Annotated in this window: 15 protein-coding genes; 11 read left to right on the top strand and 4 right to left on the bottom strand. The window is 66.7% G+C overall.

Annotation, left to right across the window (positions count from 1 at the left end; genetic code table 11):
- The 3 genes from EJO71_RS33375 to EJO71_RS33385 all read right to left on the bottom strand — a co-directional run.
- Positions 1-317 (bottom strand): prepilin-type N-terminal cleavage/methylation domain-containing protein (locus tag EJO71_RS33375; protein WP_125952976.1); only part of this gene is annotated, 317 nt, incomplete at its 3' end.
- Complete coding sequence (gene pilV, locus EJO71_RS33380) at positions 314-865, bottom strand: type IV pilus modification protein PilV (protein WP_125952975.1); 552 nt, start codon at positions 863-865, stop codon at positions 314-316. The genes EJO71_RS33375 and pilV, both read right to left, overlap by 4 nt.
- Complete coding sequence (locus EJO71_RS33385; protein WP_125952974.1) at positions 859-1,389, bottom strand: GspH/FimT family pseudopilin; 531 nt, start codon at positions 1,387-1,389, stop codon at positions 859-861. Before EJO71_RS33385 ends, pilV begins: the two co-directional genes overlap by 7 nt.
- A 195-nt stretch (positions 1,390-1,584) precedes the next feature.
- Between EJO71_RS33385 and ribD the strand changes: the two genes are divergently transcribed.
- From ribD to EJO71_RS33440, 11 genes are all read left to right on the top strand, one after another.
- Positions 1,585-2,706 carry a bifunctional diaminohydroxyphosphoribosylaminopyrimidine deaminase/5-amino-6-(5-phosphoribosylamino)uracil reductase RibD gene (gene ribD / locus EJO71_RS33390; RefSeq protein ID WP_125952973.1) on the top strand — a complete coding sequence of 374 codons (1,122 nt, stop codon included), beginning with the start codon at positions 1,585-1,587 and terminating at the stop codon, positions 2,704-2,706.
- A gap of 44 nt (positions 2,707-2,750) precedes the next feature.
- Entirely contained in the window at positions 2,751-3,404 is a 654-nt protein-coding gene (locus EJO71_RS33395) for a riboflavin synthase (protein WP_125952972.1), read from the top strand.
- Complete coding sequence (gene ribBA / locus EJO71_RS33400; RefSeq protein WP_125952971.1) at positions 3,401-4,555, top strand: bifunctional 3,4-dihydroxy-2-butanone-4-phosphate synthase/GTP cyclohydrolase II; 1,155 nt, start codon at positions 3,401-3,403, stop codon at positions 4,553-4,555. The genes EJO71_RS33395 and ribBA overlap by 4 nt, the downstream gene beginning before the upstream one ends.
- Positions 4,556-4,678: 123 nt before the next feature.
- Positions 4,679-5,146, top strand: coding sequence for a 6,7-dimethyl-8-ribityllumazine synthase (gene ribH, locus EJO71_RS33405; protein WP_125952970.1), 468 nt, complete (start codon positions 4,679-4,681; stop codon positions 5,144-5,146).
- Complete coding sequence (nusB, locus tag EJO71_RS33410) at positions 5,143-5,688, top strand: transcription antitermination factor NusB (RefSeq protein WP_125952969.1); 546 nt, start codon at positions 5,143-5,145, stop codon at positions 5,686-5,688. The genes ribH and nusB overlap by 4 nt, the downstream gene beginning before the upstream one ends.
- Complete coding sequence (locus EJO71_RS33415; protein ID WP_125952968.1) at positions 5,685-6,881, top strand: pyridoxal phosphate-dependent aminotransferase; 1,197 nt, start codon at positions 5,685-5,687, stop codon at positions 6,879-6,881. Before nusB ends, EJO71_RS33415 begins: the two co-directional genes overlap by 4 nt.
- A complete protein-coding gene (ybgC, locus tag EJO71_RS33420) occupies positions 6,878-7,336 on the top strand; it encodes a tol-pal system-associated acyl-CoA thioesterase (RefSeq protein ID WP_125952967.1) in 459 nt (152 codons plus the stop codon). The genes EJO71_RS33415 and ybgC overlap by 4 nt, the downstream gene beginning before the upstream one ends.
- Complete coding sequence (tolQ, locus tag EJO71_RS33425; protein WP_125952966.1) at positions 7,333-8,058, top strand: protein TolQ; 726 nt, start codon at positions 7,333-7,335, stop codon at positions 8,056-8,058. The genes ybgC and tolQ overlap by 4 nt, the downstream gene beginning before the upstream one ends.
- Before the next feature lie 15 nt (positions 8,059-8,073).
- On the top strand, positions 8,074-8,511 hold the full coding sequence (locus tag EJO71_RS33430; RefSeq protein ID WP_125952965.1) for a biopolymer transporter ExbD: 438 nt from the start codon (positions 8,074-8,076) through the stop codon (positions 8,509-8,511).
- Between the two features lie 3 nt (positions 8,512-8,514).
- On the top strand, positions 8,515-9,426 hold the full coding sequence (locus EJO71_RS33435) for a cell envelope integrity protein TolA (protein WP_125952964.1): 912 nt from the start codon (positions 8,515-8,517) through the stop codon (positions 9,424-9,426).
- A gap of 90 nt (positions 9,427-9,516) precedes the next feature.
- Positions 9,517-11,247, top strand: coding sequence for a penicillin-binding protein 2 (locus EJO71_RS33440; protein ID WP_125952963.1), 1,731 nt, complete (start codon positions 9,517-9,519; stop codon positions 11,245-11,247).
- A 30-nt stretch (positions 11,248-11,277) separates the two neighbouring features.
- On the opposite strand, the gene dnaE is transcribed toward EJO71_RS33440, so the two are convergent.
- A complete protein-coding gene (gene dnaE, locus EJO71_RS33445; protein ID WP_125952962.1) occupies positions 11,278-14,796 on the bottom strand; it encodes a DNA polymerase III subunit alpha in 3,519 nt (1,172 codons plus the stop codon).
- Positions 14,797-14,825 lie beyond the last annotated feature (29 nt).

Genomic DNA, 14,825 nt, shown 5'->3' on the forward strand with positions numbered 1-14,825 from the left:
TTGATTGCGAAAAAGACAGGCTCGTTCGCAAGATTGGTGTTCTTGCCCGCATTGACGTTGAAGTAGTACAGCGGCTCCGTGGCGTCGATCGGGATGTAGCCGGCCTGCCTGATCTGCTGGCCCAGCAGCCTGAACGCCAATGCCGACGATTGGTTGAGCGCGTTGACGTCGTCGCCCGTCATGGCGGTACTGCGCGTGCCGAGCATGCTGGCAATGGCGGCTAGCACCACCAGCATGCTGATGATCAGCGCGACGAGAAATTCGACCAGCGTGAAGCCGCCCTGCCACGGGCCGGGAGCGATTGCCCTGCAATTCATGGCAGCGGCGCCGCGACGATGACTTCCAGGCAGGCCTTGCCAGTCGGACAGCCCCAACTCGAATCCGGCGCGATCGGGTTGACGGCGGCGGGCTCGTCCCAGGCGACGTGCACGAACAGCAAGCCTCCGGCCGCCGCCTTGGCCTGTATGTCGGCCAGTCCGCCTGGCAACGCGCTCGCCACCATGCGCTTCCAGTTCCACAGGTCGTCAGCAGCAAGATCGGCTGCGCTGCAGCTGGCGCGCGCCCCTGCGCATGAGGACTCGGGTTCGTCGACACTTGCCGGCGACCAGTCGACCACATAGGGGCTGGCGGCTGCAGCGCCTGCAATGAGGTTGGAACGAATGCGATCGGCCATGTCGCCTGCCAGTTGCACCGCGATGCTCTGGTTGCTGGCGCCTGCGCTGTCGGCGAGCACGCGCAGTTGAAAGCCAGCCAGTGCCAGCAGGCCGAACGAGAGCACCAGAACGGCCACCATGGCCTCGATCATCGAGAAGCCCGCTTGCGCATTGCGCCCACTGCGCGGCTTGCGGATTGGAACGCTCAGCACCCCCTGCCTCCCTTCGCCAGCCGCACGCGCCCGCCGAGCGCCATGCACACCGTGACGGCATTGGATGAAGAGCCGTCGCTTCCCACCGGGTGAAAGCTGAAGCCGGCAGCGCCTGCGGAATGGCCCATGGCGTCGAAGGAGATGCTGCCGAGAGTGCCTTTCTGGACCGCGACGCGCGTGTCGGGGTCTTGCCGCTTGAGGGTTTCGGCGGCGGCCCCGCTGCCAACCACCGTGTCCCAACCGCAGCTCCAGTCTCTGCCGCGGCACCCCGCGCGCTGCTGGATGGTCACGGTCTTTCCGCGCCGCGCAGCCTCCGAGCGCGCATGGCTCACGCTCGCCATCAAGGCCGAGGCCATGCCTTCGACGCGATACTTTTCAATGAGGCCGCTGAAACTCGGCAGCGCCATTGCCAGCAGCACGGTCATCAGTACGATGACGACCATCATTTCGACAAGCGTGAAGCCCCGCAGCCTTTTGGCATGGCGCAAGCGCTCCCGCGAGGACGCGCAGAATCCGTTGTTCATGTTGTACCGTCCACCGCCTTGCACGACCGTGCCGGATGGGCGCCTCTCCCTGATTGCAATAGCCGGAAATTCTATTTTTCAATTTCTCATTGGCCGCCTATTGCACGACAAACGGTCGAAGCAAATGAGTCAGCGGTCAATTGTTTTCAGTTGACTTCGAATTGACGTCTCAAATAGATTTGATTTAACAAAAGAATGACAAAAGAAAATTCGAATTTCATGATCCAGGCGCTGAATCTCGCGCGCCAGGCCGGACCCGAGACCGATCCCAATCCGCGCGTCGGCTGCGTCCTCGTGGCTGCGAACGGCGCAGTCATCGGCCAGGGCTACACCCAGCAGGTCGGCGGCCCGCACGCCGAGGTCATGGCGCTGCGCGATGCGGCGGCGCGGTGCCATTCGGTCGCCGGCGCAACCGCGTACGTCACGCTCGAGCCCTGCTCGCACCATGGCCGCACCGGTCCGTGCTGCGATGCGCTGATCGCGGCCGGCATCGGCTGGGTCGTGGCATCGATCGCCGACCCCAATCCGCTGGTCGCCGGCCAGGGTTTCGAGCGGCTGCGCGCGGCAGGCGTCGAGGTCGAGGTTGGCCCGGGTGCGGAGGAAGCGCGCGAACTCAACATCGGCTTCTTCAGCCGCATGGTCCGCAAGACGCCCTGGGTCCGGATGAAGATGGCCGCCTCGCTCGACGGCAAGACCGGTCTCGACAACGGCGTGAGCCAATGGATCACGGCGCAAGCCGCGCGCGCCGATGGCCATGCATGGCGAGCGCGCGCCAGCGCGGTGCTGACGGGTGTCGGTACCGTGCTCGAAGACAACCCGCGCCTGGACGTGCGCCTGGTCGAAACCCCGCGCCAGCCGCACCTGGTGGTCGTGGACAGCCGGCTCCAGACACCGCCCGACGCTCACATATTCATAGCCGGCCGTCCCGTGTGGATCTATGCCGCCAGCCGGGACGAGAAGAAAGCCCAGGCGCTGGAAGCACGCGGCGCCACCATCACCTGCCTGCCCAACGCCGACGGCAAGGTCGACCTGGGCGCCATGCTGAAAGACCTGGCGGCCCGCGGCGTCAACGAGCTGCACGTCGAATCGGGCCACAAGCTCAACGGCTCGATGCTGCGCGAAGGCTGCGTCGACGAGCTGCTGGTGTACCTTGCGCCCAAGCTGATCGGCAGCGGGCTCGACATGGCAAGCCACATCCACGCCGACGGCCCGCTCACCTCGCTGACAGGTGTTCTGCCCCTGGAATTCAGGTCCGTCGACATGCTCGGGCCCGACCTGCGCATCGTGGCCCGGGTCGCCGGAAGGGACGCCTTCTAGCCCGCCAGCCCCGAAGCCCCTTCGTTCTCTGCGAAAATGCCGGGATGTTCACCGGAATCATCACCGGCGTGGGGCGCATCGCCGCCCTCCACGACCTCGGCACCACCTCCTCCCATGGCAAGAGACTCAGCATCGAGGTGCCTGACGGCTACCTCGACGACGTCGGTCTCGGCGACAGCATCGCGCTCAATGGCGCCTGCATGACCGTCACGACGCTCGTTCCCGAGCGACGGCAGTTCACCATCGACATCTCCGCCGAATCGCTCGACAAGACCGCGGGCCTGACCGACGAAGGCAGCCGCATCAACCTCGAGAAGGCCCTGCGCGCCAGCGACCGCCTCGGCGGCCACATCGTGTCGGGCCACGTGGACGGCATCGGCCGCGTGAGCTTCTTCGAGCCTGTCGGCGAAAGCTGGGAGCTGCGCGTGGTCGCGCCGCCCGAGCTGGCCCGCTTCCTCGCCTACAAGGGCTCGATCACCGTCAACGGCGTGAGCCTCACCGTCAACAGCGTGAAGGACATCGCCGACGGCGCCGAGATCAGCATCAACCTGATCCCGCACACCGTCGAAAACACCTCCCTCGGCGGCCTGAAGGCCGGCTCGAAGGTCAACCTCGAAATCGATACCGTGGCGCGCTACGTGGAGCGCATGCTCCAGGCGGGCGCGATCACTCCCCCACCCAAGGACACTTCGAAATGAACGCCTCCGTCACGCCGATCGGCGCTCCCCGCGCCGCGCGCGCTCCAGCCCCGATCTCGCCGGTCGAGGAAATCGTGGCCGAGCTCGCCGCCGGCCGCATGGTGATCCTGGTCGACGAGGAAGACCGCGAGAACGAAGGCGACATCGTCGTCGCGGCCGACCACATCACGCCCGAAGCCATCAACTTCATGGCGCGCCATGCCCGTGGCCTGATCTGCCTCACGCTCTCGCGCGAGATGTGCGAGCGGCTGAACCTGCCGCCGATGGTCCAGCGCAACGGCGCCAAGCACTCGACCGCGTTCACCGTCTCCATCGAGGCGGCCGAAGGCGTTACCACCGGCATCTCGGCCGCCGACCGCGCCCGCACCGTACAGGCAGCCGTCGCGCCCAACGCCGTGGCCGCCGACCTCGTGCAGCCCGGTCACATCTTCCCGCTGCAGGCGGTGGACGGCGGCGTGCTGATGCGCGCCGGCCATACCGAAGCCGGCTGCGACCTGGCCGCCATGGCCGGTTGCTCGCCCGCCTCGGTGATCTGCGAGGTGATGAACGAAGACGGCACGATGGCCCGCCTGCCCGACCTGCAGATCTTCGCGGCCGAGCACGGCCTCAAGATCGGCACCATCGCCGCGCTCATCGAACACCGCAGCCGGGTCGAATCGCTGGTCGAGAAAGTCGGCTGCCGCGAGATCCAGACCAACTGGGGCGCCTTCACCGCCCACGCCTTCCTCGATAAGCCCAGCCGCGGCGTGCACCTCGCGCTGGTGCGCGGCAAGTGGGCGCCCGAAGACACGGTGTCGGTGCGCGTGCACGAGCCGCTGTCGGTGCTCGACGCGCTCGAGATCAACCGCTCGCTGCATTCCTGGAGCCTGGACGCCAGCCTCTCGCACATCGCGAACGAGGGCAAGGGCGTGGCCGTGCTGCTGAACTGCGGCGAAACCGCCGGCGAGCTGCTCGCGCAGTTCGACGGCACCGCGCGCCCCGCGCAAGCGCCCGAGCGCGGCCGCATGGACCTTCGCAGCTACGGCATCGGCGCGCAGATCCTGCGCGAATGCGGCGTGCACAAGATGAACCTGCTCGGCACGCCACGTCGCATGCCGAGCATGGCTGCGGGCTACGGGCTCGAAATCGCCGGCTACCTCACGAAAGACTGAAAAGGATGAGGCAAACCCCCAGGCTTGCCCACTTCGTGTGGCCGCCAACCCCCTTTCAGGGGGCAATACCTGCGGCCCGGCGAAGCCGGTTCCGCGGTATTTCTGATAGGAGCAATTGAGATCATGCAAGATGCAAACAAGGGAGCGGACGCAAAGCTGCTCAACGGCAAGGGGCTGCGCATCGGCATCGTGCAGGCGCGCTTCAACGCCGACATCACCGACGCGCTGGCCTCTGCCTGCCTCTCGGAGCTCGAAGCCCTGGGCGTGGCCGCCAGCGACATCCATCACGTGCAGGTGCCGGGCGCGCTCGAAGTGCCCGTGGCGCTGCAGGCACTCGCCGAGCGCGGCGGCTATCACGCGCTCGTGGCGCTGGGCTGCATCATCCGCGGCGAGACCTACCACTTCGAACTCGTGGCCAACGAGTCGGGCGCGAGCGTGAGCCGCGTTGCGCTCGACTACCGCCTGCCCATCGCCAACGCGATCCTCACCACCGAAAACCTCGAGCAGGCCGTCGCCCGCCAGACCGACAAGGGCCGCGACGCGGCCCGCGTGGCTGTCGAGATGGCGCAACTGCTGGCCACTCTTTCATGACCGAAGACACCTCCAAGCCCACCAAGCCCGCTGGCGCCAAGCCGCGCCAGTCGCGCGTCGGCCTCACCAGCACCGGCGCGCGCAAGGCTTCGGCCAAATCGAACCGCAGCCGCGCACGCGAGTTCGCGCTGCAGGCGCTCTACCAGCACCTGGTGGGCCGCAACGACCCGACCGACATCGACCACTTCACGCGCGACCTCGCGGGCTTCCACAAGGCCGATGCCCTGCACTACGACGCGCTGCTGCACGGCTCCATCGAAGGCGCCGAACAGCTCGACGCGCTGATCCGACCGCTGCTCGACCGCAAGTTCGAAGAAATTTCACCCATCGAGCACGCCGTGATGTGGATCGGCGTCTACGAATTCCAGAACTGCCCCGACGTGCCATGGCGCGTGGTGCTCAACGAGTGCATCGAGCTCGCCAAGGAATTCGGCGGCACGGATGGACACAAGTACGTGAATGCAGTACTCAACGGGCTGGCGCCTCAGCTTCGTCCGCTCGAAGTGGAAGCAGACCGGGCTTCGGGGAAAGCAAGGGCATGAGGATCTCGACGCGCGCGCAGCGCATCGAGCCCTTCTATGTGATGGAAGTGGCGAAAGCGGCCGGCGTGCTGGCCCGCGAGGTCGCTCACACCGACCGCCCGATGATCTTCCTGAACATCGGCGAGCCCGACTTCACCGCCCCGCCGCTGGTGCAGGAAGCCGCCGCCCGCGCGGTACGTGCCGGCGCCACGCAGTACACGCAGGCCACCGGCCTCGACCACCTGCGCGAACGCATCAGCGCCTGGTATCGCCAGCGCTTCAATGTCGACGTGCCGGCCCGCCGCATCGTCGTCACCGCCGGCGCCTCGGCCGCGCTGCAGCTGGCCTGTCTCGCGCTGATCGAATCGGGCGACGAAATCCTGATGCCGGACCCGAGCTATCCGTGCAACCGCCACTTCGTGAGCGCTGCGGAAGGCAAGGCCGTACTGGTGCCGACCACCGCCGAGGAGCGCTTCCAGCTTACGGCCGCCAAGGTCGAGGCCGCCTGGACCGACAAGACGCGCGGCGTGCTGCTGGCGTCGCCGTCGAACCCGACCGGCACATCCATCGCGCCCGACGAGCTGCGCCGCATCCACGAGGTGGTGTCGCAGCGCGGCGGCATCACGCTGATCGACGAGATCTACCTCGGCCTCTCGTACGACGACGCCTTCGGGCAGACGGCGCTGGCCATCGACGAGAACGTCATCAGCATCAACAGCTTCAGCAAGTACTTCAACATGACCGGCTGGCGCCTCGGCTGGCTGGTGGTGCCCGAAGTGCTGGTGCCGGTGGTCGAGCGCCTGGCGCAGAACCTCTTCATCTGCGCAAGCACCGTGTCGCAGTTCGCGGCACTGGCCTGCTTCGAGGACGAAAGCATCGCCGAGTACGAACGCCGCCGTGCCGAGTTCAAGGCACGCCGCGACTGGTTCATTCCGCAGCTCAACGCGCTGGGCCTGAACGTGCCCGTGGTGCCCGACGGCGCCTTCTACGCCTGGGCCGACTGCACCGCCTTCGCCGAGAAGCTCGGCATCTCGGGCAGCTGGGACTTCGCCTTCGAGACCATGAAACGCGCCCACGTTGCCGTCACGCCCGGCCGCGACTTCGGCACTGCGGAGACCGCGAAGTTCGTGCGCTTCTCCACCGCCAGTTCGATGGCGCACCTCCAGGAATCCATCGAGCGCCTGCGGGCGATGGCAGAGAACCGGGCGCAATGAGCTACGCGTTCCCGATCCGCGTCTACTGGGAAGACACCGACGCCGGCGGCATCGTGTTCTACGCCAATTACCTGAAGTTCATGGAGCGCGGCCGCACCGAGTGGCTGCGCTCTCTGGGCGTCGAGCAGCGCAAGCTGCGCGAGGAAACGGGCGGCCAGTTCGTGGTGAGCGAGACGCAGCTGAAATACCATCGGCCCTCGCGGCTGGACGACGAACTCCTCGTTACTGCCGATCTTCAACAATTGGGCACCGCGTCACTGATAATCGGACAGCGCGTGCTATCGAAAACAGAGCAGGAGCGAACGGGTGCCCCGGAACCCGTCCTGCTGTGCGAAGGCACGATCCGCATCGGCTGGGTAAACGCCACCACATTGCGGCCCGCACGCATTCCGAAGCAGGTGACGGGAACCCTCGAGCGCTACAGCGGCTCCATGACTCAACCTTTCAAGCCATGAACCAAGACCTCTCCATCATCAATCTCCTGCTCCATGCGAGCTTCGTGGTTCAACTGGTCGTGCTGCTGCTGGTGATCGTCTCGATCGCAAGCTGGGCCGCGATCATCCGCAAGTACTTCGCACTGCGGCGCATGCGTGCCCTCAACGACGACTTCGAGCGCGAGTTCTGGTCGGGCACCAGCCTCAACGAACTGTTCGCCTCGGCCGCGCAGAACGCCAAGTTCGCCGGCCCCATGGAGCGCATCTTCGCCTCGGGCATGCGCGAGTACCAGAAGCTGCGCGAGCGCCACGTTAGCGACGCCGGCACGCTGCTCGACGGCGCCCGCCGCGCCATGCGCGCGAGCTTCCAGCGCGAGCTGGACGCGGCCGAGCAGAACCTGTCCTTCCTGGCAACCGTCGGCTCCGTCTCTCCGTACGTGGGCCTCTTCGGCACCGTGTGGGGCATCATGCACGCCTTCACCGGCCTGGCCGCCCTGGCCCAGGTGACGCTGGCCACAGTGGCCCCCGGCATCGCCGAGGCGCTGGTGGCCACCGCCATCGGCCTGTTCGCCGCCATTCCGGCCGTCGTGGGCTACAACCGCTTCGCCCGCGAGATCGACAAGATCGCCATCGCCCTCGAAACGTACATCGAGGAGTTCTCCAACATCCTGCAGCGCAACCTGTCGGCCAACCCGGCTGCCGGCGGCGGCGTCGCTCCCTCGGTGGCTCCGGCCAACCGCTGAACGGAGGCGCAGCGCATGCCCGCCGTTTCATCCCGGGGCCGCGGCCGCCGGACGATCAACGAGATCAACATGGTCCCGTTCATCGACGTGATGCTGGTGCTGCTGATCATCTTCATGGTCACAGCGCCGCTCATCACGCCGAGCGTGATCAACCTGCCCTCGGTCGACCGCGCCAACAAGCAGCCAGACAAGCCCATCGAGATCGTCATCAAGAGCGAAGACGAAGTGCAGATCAAGAAAGATCCGTCCACCGGCTCCGGCAGCACCTCGATCCCCATGACCCAGATCGGCTCGGCCGCCAAGCAGGCCCAGGGCGGCGACGACCAGCGCCCGGTGGTCATCAGCGCCGACAAGTCGGTGAAGTATGAGACCGTCGTGAAGGCGATGAACCAGCTCAAGCGCAGTGGCATCGAGCGCGTGGGCCTGTCGGTCACGACCACGGGCGGCAAATAAGGCATGTCGCTCGCACTGGATCGCCCAGAGTTCGCGCCGCCGCCGCAGCGCGGCACGCCGCGCGCCGTCGTGCTGGCACTCATCGCCCACGCGCTGCTGATCGCCGCGCTGACGTGGGGCGTGCGCTGGCGCAGCGATGCGGACGAAGGCGCCGTCGATGCGGAGCTGTGGTCGTCCACGGTGCAGCAGGCGGCTCCTCGCCTGCAGGCACCGCCGGCGCCTACCCCGGTTCCCGCACCGCCGCCGCCCGCTCCCGCTCCGCCCCCACCGCCGGTGGCCAAGGCCCCCGAGCCCGCGCCTGCGCCGAAGGCTCCTGACATCGCCCTCGAGCGCGAGAAGAAGCTCAAGGAGCAGAAGGAACAGAAAGAGCGCGAACTCGAGCAGCAACAGCAGCAGAAGAAGAAAGAGCTCGAGGCCAAACAGCGCGCCGAGGACGAGGCTCAGCGCAAGAAGGAACAGCAGCAGAAGCTGGCTGAACAGAAGAAGCAGCAGGAAGCCGAGGCCAAGCAGGTCGAAGCGAAGAAGGCCGAGGCCGCTGCGAAACAGGCGGCAGCCGACCGTGCCGCCGCGCTCAAGCGCATGCAGGGCCTTGCGGGCGCCAGTGGTGCCGACGATTCGAAGGGCACGGCGCTGCGCTCCTCGGGCCCGTCGAGCGGCTACGCCGGACGCATCGCTGCGGCGGTCAAGCCCAACATCACCTTCGACAACACCACCGTGGACGGCAATCCCGCAGCCGAGTTCGCGGTGAATCTCGCACCCGACGGCACCATCGTCGGCGTGAAGCTCACCAAATCGAGTGGCCTGCCAAGCTGGGACGAAGCAGCCGAGCGTGGCCTGCGCAAGACCGAGAAGGTGCCGCGCGACATCGACGGGCGCATCTTCCCGTCGCTCATCGTGACGCTGCGCCCCAAGTAAATCCCGGTCAGGGCGCATCTAACGCGCAGCTAAGAAAACGAGGCCTTCCGGGTGACGAAGACGTCACCCGGAACTCGATAATTCGGGTTCATGAACCCCAACGGCCGCATCCGCTACGGCAGCAGTCCACTGCTCGCCAGTCCCACCCCCGTGTGGCGCAGCAAGTTCATCGTGGCCAGCGTCGCCTTCGGCTTCGTGCTGCTGGCTGGGCGCGCAGCCTACGTCCAGATCTTCGCCAACGACTTCTTCCAGCACCAGGGCGAGGTGCGCTACCAGCGCACACTGGAGCTGCCGGCCAACCGGGGCCGCATCCTCGACCGCAACGGGCTGATCCTGGCCTCCGACATCCCCGCCCCCAGCATCTGGGCCATTCCCGAGGACATCGAGCGCGACGATCCCGCCACGCTCGAAAAGCTCAGGCAGGCCGCAAAACTGCTCGGCATGCCGCAGAAGGACTTCGACAAGAAGCTGGAGGACGAGGACAAGAGCTTCGTCTGGATCAAGCGGCAGGTCGACGAGCCCGTCGCGAAGCAGGTCGCGGCGCTCAACATCAAGGGCATCTACCTGCGCCGCGACTACCGCCGCCAGTACCCCGAGGGCGAAGCGGCGGCGCACCTGGCGGGCTTCACCAATGTGGAGGACGTCGGCCAGGAGGGCATCGAGCTGGCCTTCGAGCACGAGCTGGCCGGCAAGGCCGGCTCGCGCCACGTCCTGAAGGACCGGCTGGGCCACATCGTGGAGGACACCGAGGACCAGGTGCCGCCGACGCCGGGCCACGACATCCAGCTCAGCATCGACGACCAGGTGCAGTTCGTGGCCTACGAGAAGATTCGCGATGCCGTCATCGCCAACAAGGCGCGCGCGGGCAGCGTGGTGGTCGTCAATGCGCAGACGGGCGAGCTGCTGGCCATGGCCAACTACCCGAGCTACAACCCCAACGATCGCCGCAGCCTCACCGGCGAGCAGTTGCGCAACCGCGCGATGACCGACGTGTTCGAGCCGGGCTCGACGATGAAGCCCATCACCATCGCCACCGCGCTGCAGCTGGGCCGCGTCACGCCCAAGACCATCATCGACACCAACCCCGGGCGCATCACCGTCTCGGGCGCGACCATCCACGACGACGAGAATTTCGGCGTGTTGACGGTCGAGGGCGTGATCCAGAAGTCGAGCAACGTCGGCGCCACCAAGATCTCGCAGCGCATGTCGGCGCAGGAGATGTGGAATTCGCTCACCGCCGTGGGCCTCGGGCAGAAGCCGCAGACGCCCTTCCCCGGCGCGGTGACCGGCAGGCTGCGGCCGTGGAAATCGTGGCGCCCGATCGAGCAGGCCACCATGTCGTACGGCTACGGCCTGTCGGCCTCGCTCTTCCAGATCGCGCATGCGTACACGGCCTTCGCGCACGACGGCGAGGTGATCCCGATCAGCCTGCTGAAGAACCAGGGCGAGGAGCCCGCCGGCGTGCAGGTGTTCTCGCCGCTGGTGGCGAGCGAGGTGCGCCAGATGATGCACATGGCGGCCGCCCCCGGCGGCACCGCACCGCTGGCCCAGACCGTGGGCTACTCGGTGGGCGGCAAGACCGGCACCGCGCACAAGCAGGTCGGCAAGGGCTATGCGAGCAACAAGTACCGCGCCTGGTACACGGGCATGTCGCCCATCGACAAGCCGCGCATCATCGTCGCGGTGATGGTCGACGAGCCCAGCGCGGGCAAGTACTTCGGCGGACTCGTGGCCGCGCCGGTGTTCAGCCAGGTGGTGCAGCAGACGCTGCGCATCATGAACGTGGTACCCGACCTGGCCGTGGCGCCGATGGCGCACTGACGACGCACACGACGGGTCTCTCGCCGCGCTTCAGTCGTAGACGATCAGCGCCTTGCCGGCTTCCGCCTGCGCGGTCCAGCTGGCCAGCGCCGCGTCGGTCGGGAAGAACTTGGCGCGATCGCCCAGCTGCAGCTCGACCTGTGCGCCGCCGCGCGCCATCGACAGCCGCACCGGCAGCCCCTGGATCAGGTCACCGACCTCGGTCTGCTCGGTGCGCGGCGGAAAGTCTTTCAGCAGGCGCGCGATGTCGGGCGCCTTGCCGTTCACCGCCACGCGCAGGAACTTGCCGAAACGGCAGCGCGCCGAGGCCAGGTCCCACACCTGCTGCACCTGGAAGCGCGCCTCGAAGCCGCCGCGCGCGGGCTGCAGCCGGCCGCTGACGATGACCAGTTCGTCGTCCTTCAGCGTGTTGCGGTTGGCGTTGATGGTCGCCTCGTCGGCGGTGGCGTCGATGGCTTCCGACTTGTCGTCGAGCTTGAAGATCGCCAGCCGGCCGCGCTGGCCGTTGATCACGCGGAAGTCGCTCACGATGCCGGCAATGACCTGCTGGTCGCGGCTGTCGAGCAGGTCGGCGATCTCGCGCTTGCAGAAGCGCCGCACCTCGTGCGAAACCTCGTCGAACAGGTGGCCCGAGAGGTAGAAGCCGACGGCCGTCTTTTCCAGCGTCAGGCGCTCCTTCACGCCCCAGGGCGTGGCGTCGACGAGGTCGGGCTCGGCGGTGGCCGAGCCGTGCTCGGAGTCGCCGAAGATGTCGACCTGCGAGGCATTGGCCGCCGTGGCGTTGGCAAACTCGAAGGCGCGGTCCAGCGAGGCGACCAGCGACGCGCGGTTCTGCTGGATGGCATCGAAGGCGCCGGCCTTGATGAGCGCTTCCACCGTGCGCTTGTTGATGCGCTGGCGGTCGATACGCACGCAGAAGTCGTACAGGCTCTTGAACGGCCCGCCTTCCTCGCGCGCGCGCACCACGGCCTCGACCGCAAGCTGGCCCGTGCCCTTCACGGCACCCAGCCCGTAGCGGATCACCTTGTTGGTGACCGGCTCGAAGCGGTAGTTGCCGCGGTTCACGTCCGGCGGCTCGAAGGTGATGCCGAAGTTCTTCTGGGCGTCCTCGAACAGCAGCTTGAGCTTGTCCGTGTCGTCCATTTCCACGGTCATGTTGGCGCAGAAGAACTCGGCCGTGTAGTGGACCTTGAGCCAGCCCGTGTGGTACGCCAGCAGCGAGTAGGCGGCGGCGTGCGACTTGTTGAAGCCGTAGCCCGCGAACTTCTCCATCAAGTCGAAGATTTCGTCGGCCTTGTCCTGGACGATGCCGTGCGTGGCAAGGGCGCCCGCGCGGAATTTCTCGCGGTGCTCGGCCATCTCCTCGAGCTTCTTCTTGCCCATCGCGCGGCGAAGCAGGTCGGCGCCGCCGAGCGAGTAGCCGCCCAGGATCTGCGCGGTCTGCATCACCTGCTCCTGGTAGACCATGATCCCGTAGGTCTCGGAGAGCATCTCGGCCACGGCCGGATGCGGGTACTCCACATCTTCGCGGCCGTGCTTGCGCGCCACGAAACTGGGGATCAGGTCCATCGGGCCCGGGCGGTACAGCGCGTTCAGCGCGATCAGGTCTTCCAGGCGCGTCGGGCGCGCGTCCTTCAGCATGCCCTGCATGCCGCGGCTTTCAAACTGGAACACGGCCTCGGTCTTGCCGTCGGAGAAGAGCCGGTAGGTGGCCGCGTCGTTCAGCGGAATGTTCTCGAACGCGAAGTTCTCCTGGCCCTTGTGGCGCTTCATGATGAACTCGCGCGCGATCTCAAGGATGGTGAGCGTCGCAAGACCCAGGAAGTCGAACTTGACGAGGCCGACGGCTTCGACGTCGTCCTTGTCGTACTGGCTCACGGCCGATTCGCTGCCGGGCTGCTGGTAGAGCGGGCAGAAGTCGGTGAGCTTGCCCGGCGCGATGAGCACGCCCCCGGCGTGCATGCCGATGTTGCGGGTCATGCCTTCGAGCTTCTGCGCGAGCTCGACCAGCATCTTCACTTCTTCTTCCTTCTCGATGCGCTCCGCAAGCTGCGGCTCCATCTCGATGGCGTAGTTGTTCTTGTCGCCCTCGATCTTCTTCTCGGGCGGGTACTGCAGCGTGACCGACATGCCGGGCTTGTTCGGAATCAGCTTGCTGATGCCGTCGCAGAACATGTAGCTCATGTCGAGCACGCGGCCCACGTCGCGGATGGCCGCGCGCGCGGCCATGGTGCCGAAGGTGGCGATCTGGCTCACGGCGTTGCGGCCGTACTTGTCCTTCACGTAGTCGATGACGCGGTCGCGGTTGCCCTGGCAGAAGTCGATGTCGAAGTCGGGCATCGAGACGCGCTCGGGGTTCAGGAAGCGTTCGAAGAGCAGCTTGTATTCGAGCGGGTCGAGGTCGGTGATCTTCAGCGCATAGGCCACCAGCGAGCCGGCGCCCGAGCCCCGGCCCGGGCCCACCGGGCAGCCGTTGTTCTTGGCCCACTGGATGAAGTCGCCCACGATCAGGAAGTAGCCGGGGAAGCCCATGTTCAGGATCGTCTTGATCTCGAACTCGAGCCGCTCGACGTAGCGCGGGCGCTCGGCATCGCGCTTGGTTTCGTCGGGGTACAGGTGCTTCAGGCGAAGCTCGAGACCCTCGTACGATTCCTGGCGGAAGAAATCGTCGATGGGCATGCGCACGCCCTCGGCGATGAAGGGCGTCGGAAAGTCCGGCAGCTGCGGCTTGCCCAGCACCAGCGTCAGGTTGCAGCGCTTGGCGATCTCGACCGTGTTGGTCAATGCGCTGGGCACGTCGGCGAACAGCGCCTGCATCTCGGCGGTCGACTTGAAATACTGCTCCTCGGTGAACCGGCGCACGCGGCGCGGGTTACCCAGAATTTCGCCTTCGGAAATGCACACGCGCGCCTCGTGCGCCTCGTAGTCTTCGCGCCCCGCGAACTGCACGGGGTGTGTGGCGACCACCGGCAGATGCAACCGGGCCGCCAGCTGCACGGCGGCAACGACGTGCGGCTCGTCTTCAGGCCGGCCCGCGCGCTGCAGCTCGATGTAGAAGCGATGCGGGAAGATGCCCGCCAGCTGCAACGCCAGCTCGGCGGCGCGCTCGCCCTGCCCTTGCAGCAACGGCTGCCCCAGCGGCCCTGCCTGCGCGCCCGAAAGCGCGATCAACCCACCCGAGAGTTCCTGCAGCCATTCAAGCTTGCAGGCCGCCTGCGACTGGCCCCGGCCCACGTTCTGCGTCCATGCCCGCGCCAGCAGCTCGGACAGGTTCAGGTAGCCCTCCATGTTCTGCACCAGCAGCACGATGCGGGTCAGCGCGCCGGGCTCCTTGCCCAGCCCGTCAATGAAGGCTTCGGCGCCGATGATGGGCTTGACGCCCTTGCCCCGGCCCTGCTTGTAGAACTTGACGGCCCCGAACAGGTTGTTCAGGTCGGTGATGGCCAGCGCGGGCTGCTTGTCGGCAGCGGCGGCCTTGACGACATCGTCGATTCGGTTGGTGCCGTCGACGACGGAAAACTCGGTGTGCAGGCGCAGGTGAACAAACATGCTTCCATTGTAGAAAGCACCGTCTCCAC

The sequence above is a fragment of the Variovorax sp. 679 genome (assembly GCF_003952185.1).
Taxonomy (GTDB): domain Bacteria; phylum Pseudomonadota; class Gammaproteobacteria; order Burkholderiales; family Burkholderiaceae_C; genus Variovorax.

Coding starts and splice junctions, on each gene's coding strand:
- EJO71_RS33435 (WP_125952964.1), top strand. CDS start 8,515: ATGTCGCTCGCACTGGATCGCCCAGAGTTCGCGCCGCCGCCGCAGCGC.
- ribBA (WP_125952971.1), top strand. CDS start 3,401: ATGAACGCCTCCGTCACGCCGATCGGCGCTCCCCGCGCCGCGCGCGCT.
- EJO71_RS33395 (WP_125952972.1), top strand. CDS start 2,751: ATGTTCACCGGAATCATCACCGGCGTGGGGCGCATCGCCGCCCTCCAC.
- EJO71_RS33415 (WP_125952968.1), top strand. CDS start 5,685: ATGAGGATCTCGACGCGCGCGCAGCGCATCGAGCCCTTCTATGTGATG.
- EJO71_RS33440 (WP_125952963.1), top strand. CDS start 9,517: ATGAACCCCAACGGCCGCATCCGCTACGGCAGCAGTCCACTGCTCGCC.
- nusB (WP_125952969.1), top strand. CDS start 5,143: ATGACCGAAGACACCTCCAAGCCCACCAAGCCCGCTGGCGCCAAGCCG.
- tolQ (WP_125952966.1), top strand. CDS start 7,333: ATGAACCAAGACCTCTCCATCATCAATCTCCTGCTCCATGCGAGCTTC.
- ribD (WP_125952973.1), top strand. CDS start 1,585: ATGACAAAAGAAAATTCGAATTTCATGATCCAGGCGCTGAATCTCGCG.
- dnaE (WP_125952962.1), bottom strand. CDS start 14,796: ATGTTTGTTCACCTGCGCCTGCACACCGAGTTTTCCGTCGTCGACGGC.
- EJO71_RS33385 (WP_125952974.1), bottom strand. CDS start 1,389: ATGAACAACGGATTCTGCGCGTCCTCGCGGGAGCGCTTGCGCCATGCC.
- EJO71_RS33430 (WP_125952965.1), top strand. CDS start 8,074: ATGCCCGCCGTTTCATCCCGGGGCCGCGGCCGCCGGACGATCAACGAG.
- ybgC (WP_125952967.1), top strand. CDS start 6,878: ATGAGCTACGCGTTCCCGATCCGCGTCTACTGGGAAGACACCGACGCC.
- ribH (WP_125952970.1), top strand. CDS start 4,679: ATGCAAGATGCAAACAAGGGAGCGGACGCAAAGCTGCTCAACGGCAAG.